General features: G+C 40.3%; 12 protein-coding genes and 1 pseudogene. 12 read left to right on the plus strand and 1 reads right to left on the minus strand.

Annotation, left to right across the window (positions count from 1 at the left end; all coding sequences use genetic code 11):
- Nucleotides 1–147 precede the first annotated feature (147 nt).
- Nucleotides 148–7,323 (plus strand): SIALI-17 repeat-containing surface protein, encoded by a 7,176-nt coding sequence (locus HT717_RS06630; protein ID WP_173304759.1) that lies wholly within the window; start codon nucleotides 148–150, stop codon nucleotides 7,321–7,323.
- Nucleotides 7,324–7,533: 210 nt separating this feature from the next.
- Nucleotides 7,534–7,659: pseudogene (locus HT717_RS06635) on the plus strand (transposase); the annotation flags it as partial.
- Nucleotides 7,660–7,966: 307 nt separating this feature from the next.
- Here HT717_RS06635 and HT717_RS06640 read toward each other — a convergent pair.
- Nucleotides 7,967–8,515 carry an NADPH-dependent FMN reductase gene (locus HT717_RS06640; RefSeq protein ID WP_049540797.1) on the minus strand — a complete coding sequence of 183 codons (549 nt, stop codon included), beginning with the start codon at nucleotides 8,513–8,515 and terminating at the stop codon, nucleotides 7,967–7,969.
- Nucleotides 8,516–8,910: 395 nt separating this feature from the next.
- On the opposite strand from HT717_RS06640, the gene HT717_RS06645 reads away from it, so the two are divergent.
- The 10 genes from HT717_RS06645 to HT717_RS06690 all read left to right on the plus strand — a co-directional run bounded on the left by HT717_RS06645 (nucleotide 8,911) and on the right by HT717_RS06690 (nucleotide 17,060).
- Nucleotides 8,911–10,107, plus strand: a complete 1,197-nt coding sequence (locus HT717_RS06645; protein ID WP_049540795.1) for an MFS transporter — start codon at nucleotides 8,911–8,913, stop codon at nucleotides 10,105–10,107.
- Nucleotides 10,108–10,292: 185 nt separating this feature from the next.
- A complete protein-coding gene (locus tag HT717_RS06650; protein WP_049540793.1) occupies nucleotides 10,293–10,781 on the plus strand; it encodes a DUF5590 domain-containing protein in 489 nt (162 codons plus the stop codon).
- Nucleotides 10,778–11,956, plus strand: coding sequence for a pyridoxal phosphate-dependent aminotransferase (locus HT717_RS06655; RefSeq protein WP_173304761.1), 1,179 nt, complete (start codon nucleotides 10,778–10,780; stop codon nucleotides 11,954–11,956). Before HT717_RS06650 ends, HT717_RS06655 begins: the two co-directional genes overlap by 4 nt.
- A gap of 18 nt (nucleotides 11,957–11,974) precedes the next feature.
- Nucleotides 11,975–13,318 carry an asparagine--tRNA ligase gene (gene asnS / locus HT717_RS06660; RefSeq protein WP_000167160.1) on the plus strand — a complete coding sequence of 448 codons (1,344 nt, stop codon included), beginning with the start codon at nucleotides 11,975–11,977 and terminating at the stop codon, nucleotides 13,316–13,318.
- A gap of 152 nt (nucleotides 13,319–13,470) precedes the next feature.
- A complete protein-coding gene (gene rpsF / locus HT717_RS06665; protein WP_001151778.1) occupies nucleotides 13,471–13,761 on the plus strand; it encodes a 30S ribosomal protein S6 in 291 nt (96 codons plus the stop codon).
- Nucleotides 13,762–13,772: 11 nt separating this feature from the next.
- The gene (ssbA, locus tag HT717_RS06670; protein WP_000609606.1) at nucleotides 13,773–14,243 is read left to right on the plus strand and encodes a single-stranded DNA-binding protein SsbA; all 471 of its coding nucleotides are present in this window, start codon (nucleotides 13,773–13,775) and stop codon (nucleotides 14,241–14,243) included.
- Nucleotides 14,244–14,274: 31 nt separating this feature from the next.
- Nucleotides 14,275–14,514: a 30S ribosomal protein S18 gene (gene rpsR, locus HT717_RS06675; protein ID WP_000068664.1), complete on the plus strand. Its 240-nt coding sequence runs from the start codon at nucleotides 14,275–14,277 to the stop codon at nucleotides 14,512–14,514.
- 196 nt (nucleotides 14,515–14,710) lie between these two features.
- The gene (locus tag HT717_RS06680; RefSeq protein ID WP_173304763.1) at nucleotides 14,711–15,214 is read left to right on the plus strand and encodes a GNAT family N-acetyltransferase; all 504 of its coding nucleotides are present in this window, start codon (nucleotides 14,711–14,713) and stop codon (nucleotides 15,212–15,214) included.
- Nucleotides 15,215–15,295: 81 nt separating this feature from the next.
- On the plus strand, nucleotides 15,296–16,696 hold the full coding sequence (locus tag HT717_RS06685) for a bifunctional Cof-type HAD-IIB family hydrolase/peptidylprolyl isomerase (protein ID WP_173304765.1): 1,401 nt from the start codon (nucleotides 15,296–15,298) through the stop codon (nucleotides 16,694–16,696).
- A gap of 1 nt (nucleotide 16,697) precedes the next feature.
- Nucleotides 16,698–17,060, plus strand: a complete 363-nt coding sequence (locus HT717_RS06690) for a S1 RNA-binding domain-containing protein (RefSeq protein ID WP_023943268.1) — start codon at nucleotides 16,698–16,700, stop codon at nucleotides 17,058–17,060.
- Nucleotides 17,061–17,098 lie beyond the last annotated feature (38 nt).

Below are 17,098 nucleotides of genomic sequence, written 5' to 3' on the forward strand. Positions count from 1 at the left end.
AAAAAAGATTGCAATTTTTTGTTCATTTTGATATATTCAATATATATAAAAAACAAACTTGATGCTTAGTTGTGTATTCTGAAGGAGGTTATTTTTTCTAAAAAGTAAACGCTTACTTAGTATCAAGAAAAAGAAATGAGGATTTTAATGAACAAAAGACTTTTCGACAAACGTTGTCATTATAGCATTCGTAAATTTGCTATAGGTGTGGCATCTGTGATGATTGGGGCTAGTATATTTGGTATTTCAGCTGTACAAGCTGAGGAGGTGGCTTCATCCAATACTCAAACAGAAGAAACAACGGTTCATCAAGCCCAACCTTTAGATAAGCTTCCTGATGATGTGGCAGCTGCTATCGCAAAGGCTGATGAGAATGGTGGACATGAGTTTGTAAAGCCAAAATCTGAAGTAGCAGAAGAAAATGAGATTAAGGATACTGAAACTACTACACCTGTTAACGAGGGCAGTCATGAATTAGCTGGTCCTAAAGTTGAAACTCCGAATAAAGTAGGAGAAGGAAACGAAGCTGAGGAGAAGCAAAAATCTGAAGAGACAAAACCAAAGACTGTGGAAGATGGTCCGAAATCTACAGCAGCAGTTGAAACAGATGTAAAAGAGGATGCTAAGAAAACTTCAGAAAAGGATCAGGTAAAACCGACTGCAGATCTCAAATCTTCTTCTGAAAAAACGCAAGCGCTTTCTAAAGAGTCAAGTAAAGCGGATGTTGAAAAAGAGAAGCAGCTATTATCAGATCGAAAACAAGACTTCAATAAAGATTGGTACTTTAAACTAAACGCCCAAGGAGATTTTTCAAAAAAAGATGTGGATGTTCATGATTGGTCTAAATTGAATCTTCCACACGATTGGAGTATTTATTTTGACTTCGATCACAAGTCTCCTGCTCGCAACGAAGGTGGTCAGTTAAATGGTGGAACAGCTTGGTATCGTAAGACTTTTACATTGAATGAAGCAGACAAGAACAAGGATGTTCGTATCAATTTTGATGGTGTTTACATGGATTCTAAGGTTTATGTAAATGGTAAATTTGTAGGCCATTATCCAAGTGGTTACAATCATTTTTCTTATGATATTACAGAATTTTTGAACAAGGATGGCAGTGAAAATTCCATTACCGTTCAAGTGACCAATAAGCAACCAAGTAGTCGTTGGTATTCTGGTAGTGGGATTTATCGTGATGTAACCCTTAGTTATCGTGATAAAGTCCATGTTGCGGAAAATGGGAACCACATTACAACACCAAAATTAGCTGAACAAAAAAATAGCAATGTTGAAACACAAGTTCAAAGTAAGATTAAAAATACAGATAAAAAAGCTGCTAATGTCTTTGTGGAGCAACAGATTTTCACTAAGGAGGGTAAAGCTGTTTCAGAACTAGTTCGTTCTGAAACTAAGAGTTTGGCAGAAAATGAAACAGCACAATTTAATCAGAATATCCTGGTTAATCAGCCAACTCTTTGGACAACGAAAAGTTACCATCCTCAACTTTATGTTCTAAAAACAAAAGTCTATAAAGAAGGCCAGTTAGTTGATGTAACAGAAGATACATTTGGTTACCGTTATTTTAACTGGACAGCTAAGGAAGGATTTTCTCTCAATGGTGAGAGAATGAAATTCCATGGGGTAAGTATTCACCATGACAATGGAGCCTTGGGTGCAGAAGAGAACTATAAGGCTACTTATCGTAAATTAAAACTTCTGAAAGATATGGGAGTGAACTCCATTCGTACCACTCACAACCCGGCGAGCCCTCAGTTGCTAGATGCTGCGGCGAGTCTAGGACTTTTGGTTCAAGAGGAGGCTTTTGATACCTGGTATGGTGGCAAGAAGACTTACGACTATGGACGCTTCTTTGATCAAGATGCAACTCATCCCGAGGCTAAGAAGGGAGAGAAGTGGTCTGATTTTGATCTTAGGACAATGGTAGAACGTGATAAGAACAATCCGTCTATTGTGATGTGGTCTCTTGGAAATGAGGTAGATGAAGCGAATGGTAGTCCTCGTTCTATTGAAACTGCTAAACGTTTGAAGGCTGTTATCAAAGCGATTGATACCGAGCGTTACGTAACCATGGGTGAAAATAAATTTAGTCGTGCGTCTACAGGTGATTTCTTGAAAGTTGCAGAAATCATGGATGCTGTGGGTATGAACTATGGAGAGCGTAATTATGAAGCTGTTCGTAGAGCTCATCCAGACTGGCTCATCTATGGTTCTGAAACTTCTTCAGCTACTAGAACGCGTGATTCTTATTACAATCCTGCTCAAATCCTTGGACATGATAACCGTCCAAATCGTCACTATGAACAATCTGACTATGGTAATGATCGTGTTGGATGGGGAAGAACAGCTACTGAGTCATGGACTTTTGACCGTGATCATGCTGGCTATGCTGGACAATTTATCTGGACAGGAATTGACTATATCGGTGAGCCAACTCCATGGCACAACCAAGATAATACACCCGTAAAAAGTTCTTACTTTGGTATCATCGATACGGCTGGTTTACCCAAGAATGATTTTTACCTTTACCGTAGTGAATGGTATAGTGCTAAAGAAAAACCAACTGTCCGAATTTTACCACATTGGAACTGGACTGATGAGACACTTAGGGATCGTAAGATGCTGGTCGATGGAAAGGTTCCGGTTCGTACCTTCTCAAATGCAGCAAGTGTCGAATTGTTCTTAAATGGAGAGTCACTTGGTAAAAAGGAATTTACTAAGAAAACGACAGAAGATGGACGTCCATATCATGAGGGGGCTAAACCAAGTGAATTGTATCTTGAGTGGCTTGTGAAATACCAACCAGGCACACTGACTGCGATTGCTCGAGATGAAAATGGCAACGAAATTGCGCGTGATAGTGTGACAACTGCTGGGGAGCCAGCAAGAGTTCGTCTGACTAAAGAAGAGCATGTTATCACAGCAGATGGTAAAGATTTATCTTACATCCATTACGAAATTGTTGATGGCGATGGTAATGTGGTTCCTACAGCTAACAATCTTGTTCATTTCAATCTTCATGGTCAGGGACAAATCGTTGGTGTGGATAATGGAGAACAAGCTAGTCGTGAACGCTACAAAGCTCAAGCAGATGGAACATGGCAGAGACGTGCCTTCAATGGTAAAGGGGTTGTCATTGTAAAATCAACAGAAAAAGAAGGTAAATTTACTCTTTATGCAGATTCTGCTGGTTTAACATCTGATAGTGCAACAGTTGCAACCGTGTCTGGTAAGAAAGAAAACCGTCACTTTATAGCCTATGCTCCTGTGAAGGCCACAACTGATGTGAGTACCACTCCTGAATTACCACGAACAGTAACAGCTATTTATAGTGATGGTAGTGTTGAAGAAAAAGATGTGACTTGGAAAGTGCCATCTGACTTGCTTACAAGTGCAGGTGAGAAAAAAGTATTTGGTAATGTAGAAGGTCTCGAAGCTAAGGCTGAAGCCCTTGTCAAGGTAGTTGCACTTGATAAGTGGTTGCCTAAGGTAGCGACAGTTCCAGTTGGTACAACGGCAGCTGATTTGGATAAAACGGTTACTGCTGTTTTGTCAGATGGCAGCTTGATTGATACAGATGTTGTGTCTTGGACCTTGAAAGATCCTGCCGCCTTGACTAAAGAAGGTGGACGAACTGAAGCAACTGGTAAATTGACAGATGACGATCGTGAAGTAACTGCAACCTTTATCGCAAGCAACAAGGAAACAGAAAGTACTGTTACAGGTCTCACGGTTGGAGATAAGACTCTTGAAAACTTTGAGCCTGGAAAGACTTATTACCGAGTATCCCTTCCTTACAGTGCTAAAATCCCAAGTGTTGGAGCACAGACTACAGGCTATCAGGTAACAGTTCAGCAAGCTTCTGCTGATAATGGTTATCAGGCTTCTGTCTTTTTGAGTGACCAGAAGGGTGACTTGGTTCAAACTTACTTGATTCAATTCGTGAAGGAAGCACCTGCTTTGACTCGTTTGGAAGTAAGCGTTGAAGGAAAAGAGAAAGCAACAGAAGATCAAGTTCTCCCTTATCATGTGATTGGGCATTATGAGGATGGTTCACAGACGGAATTTGCAGCGTCAGATGTCCACTTGGAAGCCAAGTCAGCTGATGGTGGTCATCTTGAAGTGAATGGACAGAACTTGTTGCTCTATACTAAGGGTCGTGTTGCTCTAACTCCTCGTATTGACAATCAAACAGAAAAAACGCAATCTGTCGCAACTGAATTGGTGATTAAAGAAAATAAAGTAGAGAAGAAAATTGTCAAACTTCATCCAGTTTCTATCTCTACCGATATCAATCAGCAACCTAATTTACCTAGTCAAGTTGGAGCAGAATTTGATAAAGGCTTGCCTCGTAAGGTAGCTGTAACTTGGGACAAAGTAGCTGAAAAAGAATTGGGGCACTATCATAGCTTTACCCTTAAAGGACATGTAGAAGGTACAGATATTGAGGCTCAAGCAACGGTGACGGTTGAAGGCTTGCAAGTTGCAGAGGAAATAAGCCTTACTCTTCCTAAGGGTGAGACAGTTCAATTGCCAGCTAGTGTACGTGCTTACCATTCTAATGGAACCACTATCTACAAAGATGTGGTTTGGGATCAGGTACCAGCTAACTTTAGTCAAACTGAAGGGGTGTATGAAATCAATGGTCATTTAGTTGGTAGCAATCTGACCACCAAGGCTCATGTCCGTGTTTCTAGTCAAGTGGTTGCTGGAAATAATATCTCTAAACAATGGACAGGTTCACAATTGCCAGCAGCTATTGTATCTAATACAGGAGGGGATGATTCAGCTAATGCTTTGAACGACCTGACTGTGTCAAGAACGCCTACAGATGCTAAAAATAGATGGACTACTTGGAGAACAAATACTGATAATGACTGGGCATCAATCTTGTTTGGAAACTCTGGTGATTTGACCAAGCGCTTTGTTGATAATCTTTCAGTTGATTTCTATACTGATGGAGCGATTGGTCTTCCAAAAGAATATGTTATTGAATACTATGTCGGTCAAGAAGTTCCAGATCTTCCGAATGATGTCAATAATGCTCAACGTGATAGCAACCATCCATTTAATAATGCAGCTAACTGGAAAGAGGTGGAACACCTCAAAGCTCCTGGACAATTATCTGCAGGTAAAACCAACCACTTTACATTTGATAAGGTAGAAACCTATGCTGTTCGTATGCGCATGAAGAAAGCAGATGGAACTGCTGGTATTGGTTTGACAGAGCTAACTGTCCTTGGAAATAAGGTAGTGAGCTCTACAAGTTCAGAGATTTCTATCCAAGTAGATGGAAAGGATCTTGAACACTTTAATCCATCTAAGACTGATTACTATATTCCTCAATCTAGCAAAGAAATCACTGCAACAGCAAGCAACAATGGCTTGGTGACAGTTGTTCCTGCAACAAGTGAAAAAGGTGCGACACGTCTTATCTTGAAAGCTGAGGATGGAACTGTTCTTAAAGAATATCGTATCTTCCGTGATGACGAAAAAGAGTCAACACAACCAGCAGCTGCAGAAAATAGTGCCAAGACCCTGAATGTTGGTGATCAACTTCAATTGCCTGCTGAAGTGACAGTCTATTATCCTTCACAAGCTGGCTGGGTTAAGGCTAACCTTGCAGTTCAATGGGATGTCATTCCTGAACATGCGACAGAACAGGAGGGAAGTTTTGAAGTAACTGGTCATGTCATTGGTACAAATCTAACAACTAAAATACAGGTGACAGTTGTAGCTAAAGGTAACCAAGTTCTGTCAGAAAATCCAAGCAACAATGAAACGGATTCTAAAGCCTTTGCTTCGACAACGAACGATACACAAGCAGCTTCACATGATAGAATTTTCTATATCAATGATGGAAAATATAATGAAGATGGACGTTGGACAAACTGGTCTCGTACTCCGAAAAATCAAGAAACTTCTGTCGGCCTACTCTTTAAGAAGGATGGAAAAATTACCTCTCAATCCATTGGAAAAGTAGCTATTCAGTTCTTTAAAGATAGTGGAACAGATGCTCCAGAGAAAATGGTTCTAGAAAGATATATTGGTCCTACCTTTACAGAACCAAGTACGATTTCTCGTTACGAAGAAAATGCTGACCATCCATTCAACAAGGCAGAAAATTGGGTATCAATCCCTTACAAAGCTTCTGGAGAAATCGTAGCTGGTAAACCAATAGAATTTAACTTTGATCCGATTCAAACGACAGCCATTCGAGCACGTATGACTCGTAAGTCTACTACTAATGGTTTGGCAGTTGTAGAATTTACAGCCTACTCTACAGGCAAAGGATCAGAAGTGGAAACACCATCAGCCACTATTTCGGTTGATGGAAAAGCATTGGAAAACTTTGATCCAAATGTGACAGATTATACACTAACAGCAATGAGTTCCCAACCAAAAGTTACTGCGACAACTAGTGGACATGGAGTAGTCACAGTTGTGAATCCTGGAAATATCAATCTTCCAACACTCGTGCGTCTTGTTTCCAAAGATGGAAATCTTGTGAAAGAGTATCGTTTACACTTTAATACAGCCTTCCAAACAACTCCGACAGAAGGAGTTAAAAACTTAGTAGCAGAAACTCCAAGCTTGGAAATTGAAAAGACTCCGCTTCCATTTAAAGAAGTTATTCGTGAAAATCCTGAACTTGCTCAAGGTCAACGTCGTGTTGTTTCTGAAGGACAAGATGGAGAAAAAGTTGACTATATTCAAGTTGTGGGAACTACTAGAACTATTGTTCATACTGAACAAAGAAAGGCTCAAGACCGCATTATCGAGGTAGGAGTAAAACCATCTATTTCAAATAGCAAGGGCGAGGAGCCTGCACCAGTCAACGAAGTTCCAGAATTCAAAGGAGGGGTCAACTTTGTAGAAGCATCGGTTAATGAAGTCCCTGAATTTAAGGGAGGGGCTAACTTTGTTGAAGGAGCAGTTAACGACATTTCAGAATACAAAGGGAAACAATCAACTGTAGGTAATCAGGTAGCACCAGTCGATGAGAAGCCTGACTTTAAAGACGGGGTAAATCCAGGAGTGCCTCAAGATAGTAAACTTCCAGAGGATAACGCTGCTCCAGAAACAGTGGGAAATCAGGAAGTACCAGTTCGGGAGAAAACAGAGCATCCAGTACAGAACATAGCTAATAACCAGACTGCAGAAAGAAAGGCTTCAGCAGTCAAAGGAGATCAAAATAGCTTACCAGAAACTGGTGAGAGAGAATCTGATACAGCCATCTTCTTAGCAGGTGTTAGCCTGGCCTTGTCAGCAGCACTATTGGCTACAAAACGTAAAGAAGATTAGACTTTATCTCTAAAGCATTCTGATTTTTATAAATTGATCGAGGATTAAAAATTGAATCGATGAATGAGTAGAGTTACTATGATATAGAACCTCAATTTGAGGAGAAATATAGTAGATTCTTGCAGGATAAAACGCATCGTATTAGAGTTTTGATTGAACTGCACCTCAAAAGTTAGACAGAAAAAATCTAACTTTTGGGGTGTTTTTATTATGAAATTAACTTATGATGATAAAGTTCAGATCTATGGACTTAGAAAACAAGGATATAGCATAGAGAAGCTTTCAAATAAATTTGGGATAAACAATTCTAATATTAGGTACATGATTAAATTAATTTCTATAAATATTTTAGGAGTGATAGTGCACTATTCTAGTTTTAATCTATTATAATTTATAAAAATGCTTTAGAGGCAACATTGTACTATTCTAGATTAAATATCCTATAAAGGACCTTCCAGAATTCCATGCTTTAGACAGGACTGTTAAGTTATACTCAATGAAAATCACAAAGCAAACTAGGAAGCTAGACGCAAGCTTTACTTGAGTACGGTAAGGCGATGCTGACGTGGTTTGAAGAGATTTTCGAAGAGTATTGGGTATGAAAAAACCACCCAAATGGGTGGCAATGAGTCATAAAATATCTTTATTTGATAGCATTAACCAAGTCTTCCGCTTGTTTTTCAAGTGAATTTAGGACTGTTTCTTCAAGAACCAATTTTCCGTCTGCCCAAGCAGAGTCATTAACACGTGCAGCAGTGAAATCACCAACGACTTGTGTACGGATAAATGGCAAGAGGTCTTTGTAAATAGCGAAGAGTTGATCGTGACCTGCATTGGCTACAGATGATACTGTGATAAATTTGTCTTGAAGGGCAGAAGCGCCACGTGTATCAGATAAGTCAAGGGCGCGAGATAGCCAGTCAAGCAAGTTTTTCACTGTACCAGGGATAGAGAAGTTGTAGACTGGAGAGAAAATCCAGATAGCATCAGCAGCAAGAACCGCTTCACGAGCAGCAGCTACAGCTGGGTGAGTTGGAACTTCCAAATCTTGGCTGAAGAGAGGAATAGCTGAATAATCGAGGTAGCTAACTTCTGCTTTACCAGCAAGTGCTTTCTCAGCTTCGAGGGCCATTTGGTGGTTGAAAGAACCTTGGCGTAGGGATCCGACGATAAATAATACTTTTTTAGACATGATGTGTCTCCTTTTTCTTAAATTTCCGAGAACTCTCTCGTTGTTATAAAATATATTACAACAAAACAAAACAAAACAACTTGCAAGAAATTTGCTCAAAGATTATTTGAAAACTATAAAACTGCAGAAACTCAAGCCACTTGTGACTGGAATGCATTTGGTTTTCGCAGAGCATTCCTATATTCTCTTGTAATATGATGACACAAGTGCTAAAATAAACGAGAAAACTCGAAATAGAAACCGTAGAACGGCTATTTTCCGGTATCATTTCATAAACAATTAAACGAAAATAATGGCATTGAAGAATGCTTCTAAAAGGGGTGGAGATCATGTAAGGAACAGATTAACAAGTGACGGACAAAAGAAGTAATAATACACTTGTTAAAGGAGAAAAGATGTTAATAAGAAATTATCGGAGAAATATTGGCCTGATGGCCGGAGTTGAGTTTTTTGCATTTTTAGGGATTACCAGTTTTTGGATTCTCTTTCTCAGTCAAAACGGAATGTCTATTTGGCAGATTGGACTTCTGGAAAGTATTTTTCATACGACCAGTCTTCTCTGTGAAATTCCATCTGGTATGTTAGCTGACCGCTATTCCTATAAGACTAACCTTTATTTAAGTCGAATAGCAGGGATTGTGTCTTCCATTCTCATGTTGGCTGGGCAGGGAAATTTTTGGATTTATGCACTAGCTATGGCGGTAAGTGCCTTGTCTTATAATTTTGATTCAGGCACAAGCGCAGCAATGGTCTATGACTCGGCTGTAGAGGCTGGACTAAAGGAGCGTTACCTATCCATTTCAAGTTTCCTATCAGGAGTGTCAGAAGGAACTCAGTCTTTGGGGACAGTTTTGGCAGGATTTTTTGTCCATGGCCAATTGCACCTGACCTACTATATCATGATTGCGACTTCTATCATAGTTCTTTTCCTGATTTGGATGTTGAAAGAACCTAGTGTCAAGGTAGAAAAAGCTGATAGTGTGACCATGAAACAGATTATTTGGACTGTTAAGGAAGAGTTGGAGCGAAATCCCATGATGTTCAACTGGATGATTTTGTCTCAGATTGTCGGAACACTCATGTGCATGTTTTATTTTTACTATCAAAATCAGTTACCAGATTTGAGTGGTTGGCAAATTTCAGCAGTTATGCTACTTGGTAGTCTCTTAAATATCGTCGCAGTCTATCTAGCGAGTAAGATTGGAAAGAAATATGCCGCCTTGAAGCTTTTCCCTGTCCTTGTCTTGCTGACTGGAGTCACCTATATGCTGTCCTACTTTGGAACACCTCTAATCTATATTTTGATTTACTTGATTAGTAATGCTCTATATGCTCTTTTTCAGCCGATTTTTGACAATGATTTGCAAGAGCGGCTCCCAAGTGAAGTAAGGGCAACCATGCTGAGTGTCTACTCTATGATGTTTAGCCTAAGTATGATTGTATTCTTCCCACTGACAGGGTGGTTGATTGACCATTTAGGATTTGTAGTAACATTTCTTTATTTAGGCTTCTTTTTAGTCATGATTAGCCTTCTACTGCCTGTCTTTTTAGGAAAAATGGCTAAAAGAATGGATGATAAAGCGATTCTATAAAGTAAAGAACTTATGAAAACTTGAGTGTCAAGCTCAGGTTTTTTAATAGGTTGATTTTCGAGCTGTCTTTACTTTTCTTGCTCGGTTTTAACCAAGAAAAATCTGTTTTGTTTGAAGGAAGAAATAATATAGGTTTGTTCTTGCATTCACTTGTAATAAAGCTTAATAGATGGTAAAATAGACGAGTGAAAAAAAGACAAAACAAAGCAAAAAATAATCTACTGTGGCAGTATGGTCTAGGGATGACGATTTTGTTTGTGGTTATCAGTGCTTCCTTTCTGTATCTAGTGTTTCTGAGTATGAAACCCTATCAAACTGCTAAAAGTGAAGGAGAAAAATTAGCTCAGCAGTATGCAGGATTAGAGCAGGCTGATCAGGTTGACTTATACAATGGCTTGGAATCTTATTACAGCGTTCTTGGCCGTAATAAACAGCAAGAGGCGCTTGCTGTCCTGATTGGAAAAGATGACCATACGATTTACGTTTATCAGCTAAATCAGGGTGTGTCACAAGAAAAAGCGGAAGCTGTTTCGAAGGAAAAAGGAGCTGGCGAAATTGACAAGATTACCTTTGGCCGTTATCAAGAAAAGCTAATCTGGGAAGTCAAGTCAGGCTCTGATTTTTATCTAGTAGATTTTGAAACAGGAGCATTGGTCAATAAGGAGGGCCTATGAAATTATCCAACCGTGTTTTAGAAATGGAAGAAAGTGTGACTCTGGCTAGTGATGCAAGAGCAAAGAAGTTAAAGACTGAAGGAAAAGATGTACTTTTCTTAACTTTAGGTCAGCCCGATTTCCATACTCCCAAAAATATTCAAGATGCAGCTGTTGCAGCCATTCGAGATGGACGTGCTTCTTTCTATACGGTAGCTTCAGGTTTGCCTGAGTTAAAAGCAGCAGTCAATACCTATTTTGAGCGTTATTATGGTTATTCCGTAGCGGCCAACGAAGTCACATTTACTACTGGTGCTAAGTTCTCACTCTATACTTTCTTTATGGCTGTGGTCAATCCAGGTGATGAAGTTATCGTCCCAACCCCATATTGGGTCAGCTATGGAGATCAGGTCAAGATGGCAGAAGGTGTGCCAGTCTTTGTTCCTGCTAAGGAAGACAATCACTTTAAGGTGACCGTAGAGCAGTTAGAAGCAGCTCGTACAGATAAAACTAAGGTTTTGGTGTTGAATTCGCCATCCAATCCGACAGGAATGATTTACACCCGTGAGGAACTCTTGGCTATCGGAAATTGGGCTGTTGAACATGACATTCTCATCCTAGCAGATGATATTTATGGTCGTTTAGTCTATAACGGGAATGAGTTCGTACCAATCTCTAGTCTATCAGAAGCCATTCGCAAGCAAACCATTGTCATTAACGGTGTATCAAAAGCTTATGCCATGACGGGTTGGCGGGTAGGTTATGCAGTGGGTGATCCAGAAATTATTGCTGCTATGAGCAAATTGACAGGTCAAACAACTTCTAACCTAACTGCTGTTTCACAATATGCAACTATCGAAGCCCTAACTGGACCGCAAGATTCTGTGGAAGTTATGCGTCAAGCATTTGAAGAACGTCTCAATACCATCTATCCACTCTTGTGTGAAGTCCCTGGTTTTGAAGTTGTCAAACCACAAGGAGCTTTCTATCTCTTTCCAAATGTCAAAAAAGCTATGGAGATGAAAGGTTATACGGACGTTACTGACTTTACAACAGCTATTCTTGAAGAGGTTGGTTTGGCACTCATAACAGGAGCAGGATTTGGAGCACCAGAAAATGTGCGTCTCAGCTATGCGACAGATCTAGATACGCTTCAAGAAGCGGTTAAACGCTTGAAAGCATTTATGGAAAAATAAAAAAGAAAAGGAAAAACAATGACAAAACGTGTAACGATTATTGATGTAAAAGACTATGTTGGTCAGGAAGTGACGATTGGCGCTTGGGTTGCCAACAAATCAGGAAAAGGGAAAATTGCCTTCTTGCAATTGCGTGATGGAACAGCCTTCTTCCAAGGTGTGGCCTTTAAACCAAACTTTGTCGAAAAATTTGGTGAAGAAGTGGGACTTGAGAAGTTTGATGTTATCAAACGCTTGAGCCAAGAAACTTCTGTTTATGTGACAGGAATTGTCAAAGAAGATGAGCGTTCTAAGTTTGGTTATGAGTTGGATATCACAGACATCGAAGTGATCGGTGAATCTCAAGACTACCCAATCACTCCAAAAGAACACGGGACAGACTTCTTGATGGATAACCGTCACTTGTGGCTACGCTCTCGTAAGCAAGTGGCTGTGATGCAAATTCGTAACGCGATCATTTATGCAACTTATGAGTTCTTCGACAAGAACGGATTCATGAAATTTGATAGCCCAATTTTGTCAGGAAATGCAGCAGAAGATTCAACAGAACTCTTTGAAACGGACTACTTCGGAACTCCAGCATACTTGAGCCAATCAGGTCAGCTTTACCTAGAAGCAGGGGCTATGGCTCTTGGTCGTGTATTTGACTTTGGTCCAGTATTCCGTGCTGAAAAATCAAAAACGCGCCGTCACTTGACTGAGTTCTGGATGATGGACGCAGAGTACTCATACTTGACACATGATGAGTCACTTGACTTGCAAGAAGCTTATGTAAAAGCTCTTCTTCAAGGTGTTCTTGACCGTGCTCCTCAAGCCCTGGAAACATTGGAACGTGATACAGAGCTCTTGAAACGCTACATTGCAGAGCCATTCAAACGCATCACTTACGATCAAGCCATTGACCTCTTGCAAGAGCATGAAAATGATGAAGACGCTGACTATGAGCATCTTGAGCATGGAGATGACTTTGGTTCACCTCATGAAACTTGGATTTCAAACCACTTTGGTGTGCCAACATTTGTCATGAACTACCCAGCAGCCATCAAGGCCTTCTACATGAAACCAGTTCCTGGAAATCCAGAGCGCGTGCTTTGTGCAGATTTGCTTGCTCCAGAAGGCTATGGAGAAATCATCGGTGGGTCTATGCGTGAGGAAGACTACGATGCTCTTGTAGCTAAGATGGATGAACTTGGGATGGATCGTACTGAGTATGAATTCTACCTTGACCTTCGTAAATACGGTACAGTTCCACATGGTGGATTTGGTATCGGTATCGAGCGTATGGTAACCTTCGCAGCAGGAACAAAACACATCCGTGAAGCTATTCCATTCCCACGTATGTTGCACCGTATTAAACCATAAGAATAGGAAAACGCCCGTGTGGCGTTTTTTCGAATTCCAGAGTTTTTACTTGCGTAAAAAATTGTTTTCTAGTATAATAGTTTATTGTGAGCGAACCTCACTTACCCCTTGCAAAGTCTAGGGGTCATTAGACCAAAAGGAGGAACATATCAATGGCTAAATACGAAATTCTTTATATCATTCGTCCAAACATTGAAGAAGAAGCTAAAAACGCTTTGGTAGCACGTTTTGACTCTATTTTGACTGACAACGGTGCAACTGTTGTTGAATCAAAATCTTGGGAAAAACGTCGTCTTGCATACGAAATCAAAGATTTCCGTGAAGGACTTTACCACATCGTTAACGTTGAAGCAAACGACGATGCAGCTCTTAAAGAGTTTGACCGTCTTTCAAAAATCAACGCTGACATTCTTCGTCACATGATCGTCAAAACTGACGCGTAAGAAGGTAAACTATGATTAACAATGTTGTACTTGTAGGGCGTATGACACGTGACGCTGAGTTGCGTTATACCCCATCAAATGTAGCAGTTGCGACTTTTACTCTTGCAGTAAACCGTACATTTAAGAGTCAAAATGGCGAACGTGAGGCTGATTTTATCAATGTCGTTATGTGGCGCCAACAGGCTGAAAACCTAGCTAACTGGGCTAAAAAAGGCTCGCTTATCGGGGTGACAGGTCGTATCCAGACTCGTAGTTACGATAACCAGCAAGGACAACGTGTCTACGTGACAGAGGTCGTGGCTGAGAATTTCCAAATGTTGGAAAGCCGTAGTGTGCGTGAGGGTCACACAGGTGGAGCTTACTCTGCACCAACTGCAAACTATTCAGCACCTACAAATTCAGTACCAGACTTTTCACGTGATGAAAATCCATTTGGAGCAACAAATCCGTTGGATATTTCAGATGATGATTTACCATTCTAATGGACAACTAAAATTATAAAGGAGAAAAAACATGGCTCAACAACGTCGTGGCGGATTCAAACGCCGTAAAAAAGTTGATTACATCGCAGCAAACAAAATTGAATATGTTGATTACAAAGATACTGAGCTTCTTAGCCGTTTCGTTTCAGAACGTGGGAAAATCCTTCCTCGTCGTGTAACAGGAACTTCAGCTAAAAACCAACGTAAAGTAACAACAGCTATCAAACGCGCTCGCGTAATGGCTTTGATGCCTTTCGTAAACGAAGATTAAAAAAAAGACCCCGACGGGTCTTTTTTTCACGAGCCTTGAAATGAGAGAGCGAGTTGGGATCCAGTGGACCTCTTTTTCATGAGCTTGGAGACAAGAAAGCGAATTAAGACCCCGACGGGTCTTTTTTTATGAGATAGTTTTTTGACCTTGGTGTGCTATAATGGTGATAGAAAGAGTAAAGGTGGGTAAGTCAAAGATGAATTGTACGATTAGAAATATGATTAAGTCTGATATTGAATCCTTATTTCATGGATTTATGAATCAAGGTTGGCCTGGTAGAGAGGAAATTTTGGCTAGATATTTTCTGGAACAGGAAAGTGGGGAGAGAGAAGTCTTAGTTGCAGAGATTGATGGTGTTGTAGCGGGCTACGTTACCATTTTGCCCTCTGCTAAACATGGTCCTTTTGCAGAAGTCTATCCAGAATTATCAGATTTTAATGTGTTTGAGCCTTTTCGAAATCAAGGGATTGGGAATCCACTGCTAGAAGAAGCAGAAAAACGAGTCAAGGTTGTTTCTAGTAAGGTCACTCTTGGTGTAGGTTTGCACTTAGGCTATGGCCCTGCCCAGAGATTGTATATCAGACGGGGCTACATTCCAGATGGGACAGGTGTCTGGTATCGAAATCAACCCTTGGAAATGAATGCAACTAGCCAAAATAATGATGATTTGGTTTTGTATCTAGTAAAGGAATTCGGATAAGAGATAAGGATTTTATTGGGGATGTGGGATTTCTCTACTTTATGGTATAATGGAAAGAGTTAGATTGAAAGAGGTAGTGAGATGGATGCCAAATTAAGATATAAGGCAAAAAAGATCAAGATTGTCTTTTTTGATATTGATGATACCTTGCGGAATTCAAAGACAGGTTTTATTCCAGCTTCAATCCCAACTGTTTTTAAGCAATTACGTGAGAAAGGAATTTTGACAGGTATTGCTTCTGGACGGGGGATTTTTGGTGTCGTGCCAGAGATTCGTGAACTCAAACCTGATTTTTTTGTGACCTTGAATGGGGCTTATATCGAAGATAAAAAAGGTCAGGTTATTTATCAACATCAGATTGAGAAGTCAGATGTTGAGGAGTATATTTCTTGGGCCAAGCAAGAGGAAATCGAGTATGGTTTGGTTGGGAGTCATGATGCCAAGTTGTCGACTCGTACAGATATGATTAGTGAAGCTATCAATCCAATTTACCCTGATTTAGATGTAGATCCTGATTTCCATGAAAAAGAAAATATCTATCAGATGTGGACTTTTGAAGATAAAGGAGATGACTTGCATTTACCTGACAGTCTCTCAGACAAACTTCGCATGGTTCGTTGGCATGAGCATTCGTCTGACATTGTGCCGATTTCAGGCTCCAAAGCGACGGGGGTGGAAAAGGTTGTAGAACACCTTGGCTTGAAACCAGAGAACGTCATGGTTTTTGGAGATGGCCTCAACGACTTGGAACTCTTTGATTATGCTGGAATCAGTGTTGCAATGGGAATTTCTCATGAAAATATCAAAGAAAAAGCAGATTATATAACAAAAACATTAGAAGAAGATGGCATTTTTGATGCCTTAGAAGGATTTGGTATGGTAGAAAAAGAATTGCATTTCCCACAAGTAGACATTGAAACAGTAGAAGGTCCTATCGCGACTATTAAGACCAATCACGGAGACTTGCGTATCAAGCTCTTTCCTGAACATGCTCCTAAAACAGTGGCTAACTTTGTTGCACTTTCAAAAGATGGCTACTATGATGGTGTCATTTTCCACCGTATTATCAAGGACTTTATGATTCAAGGTGGAGACCCGACTGGAACTGGTATGGGTGGCGAGTCAATCTACGGCGAATCATTTGAGGATGAATTCTCAGAAGAACTTTACAATATCCGTGGTGCTCTTTCTATGGCCAATGCTGGTCCAAATACCAACGGCAGCCAGTTCTTTATCGTGCAAAATCAACATTTGCCTTATTCTAAGAAAGAAATTGCTCGTGGAGGTTGGCCAGAACCGATCGCAGAAATCTATGCCAACCAAGGTGGAACCCCTCACCTAGACCGCCGTCATACTGTTTTTGGTCAGCTAGCTGATGAAGCTTCTTACGCTGTCTTGGATGCCATTGCTGCTGTTGAGACAGGGGCTATGGACAAGCCAGTTGAAGATGTCGTGATTGAAACAATTGAAATCGAGGACTAAGATGAAAATCGGTGATAAGCTAAAGGGCCGTATTACAGGGATTCAGCCCTACGGTGCCTTTGTTGAGCTAGAGACGGGTGATACGGGGCTGATTCACATTTCAGAAATTCGAACAGGATTTATTGAGAATATTCATGAAGCCCTGAAAGTCGATGAAGAGGTTCAAGTTCAGGTAGTTGATTTAGATGAATTTACAGGGAAGGCTAGTCTTTCTATCCGCACTTTAGAGGAAGAAAAGCACCAGTTTCCTAGACGGAGACGCTTTTCAAGCGACCGCTTTAACTACGGATTTGCGCCTCTCAAAAGAATGATGCCAATTTGGACCAAGGAAGCCCTTCAACATTTGAAGAAGCAGAAGAATTAGTTAGAAATCTATATTCTTTGTAATGTTAATATAAATTT

This window comes from Streptococcus sp. 959 (assembly GCF_013277075.1).
GTDB lineage: Bacteria > Bacillota > Bacilli > Lactobacillales > Streptococcaceae > Streptococcus > Streptococcus pseudopneumoniae_C.

Excerpts from the sequence above, each read along its gene's own strand:
- HT717_RS06630 (WP_173304759.1), top strand. The coding sequence starts at position 148 with ATGAACAAAAGACTTTTCGACAAACGTTGTCATTATAGCATTCGTAAA.
- asnS (WP_000167160.1), top strand. The coding sequence starts at position 11,975 with ATGACAAAACGTGTAACGATTATTGATGTAAAAGACTATGTTGGTCAG.
- rpsF (WP_001151778.1), top strand. The coding sequence starts at position 13,471 with ATGGCTAAATACGAAATTCTTTATATCATTCGTCCAAACATTGAAGAA.
- HT717_RS06680 (WP_173304763.1), top strand. The coding sequence starts at position 14,711 with ATGAATTGTACGATTAGAAATATGATTAAGTCTGATATTGAATCCTTA.
- rpsR (WP_000068664.1), top strand. The coding sequence starts at position 14,275 with ATGGCTCAACAACGTCGTGGCGGATTCAAACGCCGTAAAAAAGTTGAT.
- ssbA (WP_000609606.1), top strand. The coding sequence starts at position 13,773 with ATGATTAACAATGTTGTACTTGTAGGGCGTATGACACGTGACGCTGAG.
- HT717_RS06690 (WP_023943268.1), top strand. The coding sequence starts at position 16,698 with ATGAAAATCGGTGATAAGCTAAAGGGCCGTATTACAGGGATTCAGCCC.
- HT717_RS06645 (WP_049540795.1), top strand. The coding sequence starts at position 8,911 with ATGTTAATAAGAAATTATCGGAGAAATATTGGCCTGATGGCCGGAGTT.
- HT717_RS06655 (WP_173304761.1), top strand. The coding sequence starts at position 10,778 with ATGAAATTATCCAACCGTGTTTTAGAAATGGAAGAAAGTGTGACTCTG.
- HT717_RS06685 (WP_173304765.1), top strand. The coding sequence starts at position 15,296 with ATGGATGCCAAATTAAGATATAAGGCAAAAAAGATCAAGATTGTCTTT.
- HT717_RS06640 (WP_049540797.1), bottom strand. The coding sequence starts at position 8,515 with ATGTCTAAAAAAGTATTATTTATCGTCGGATCCCTACGCCAAGGTTCT.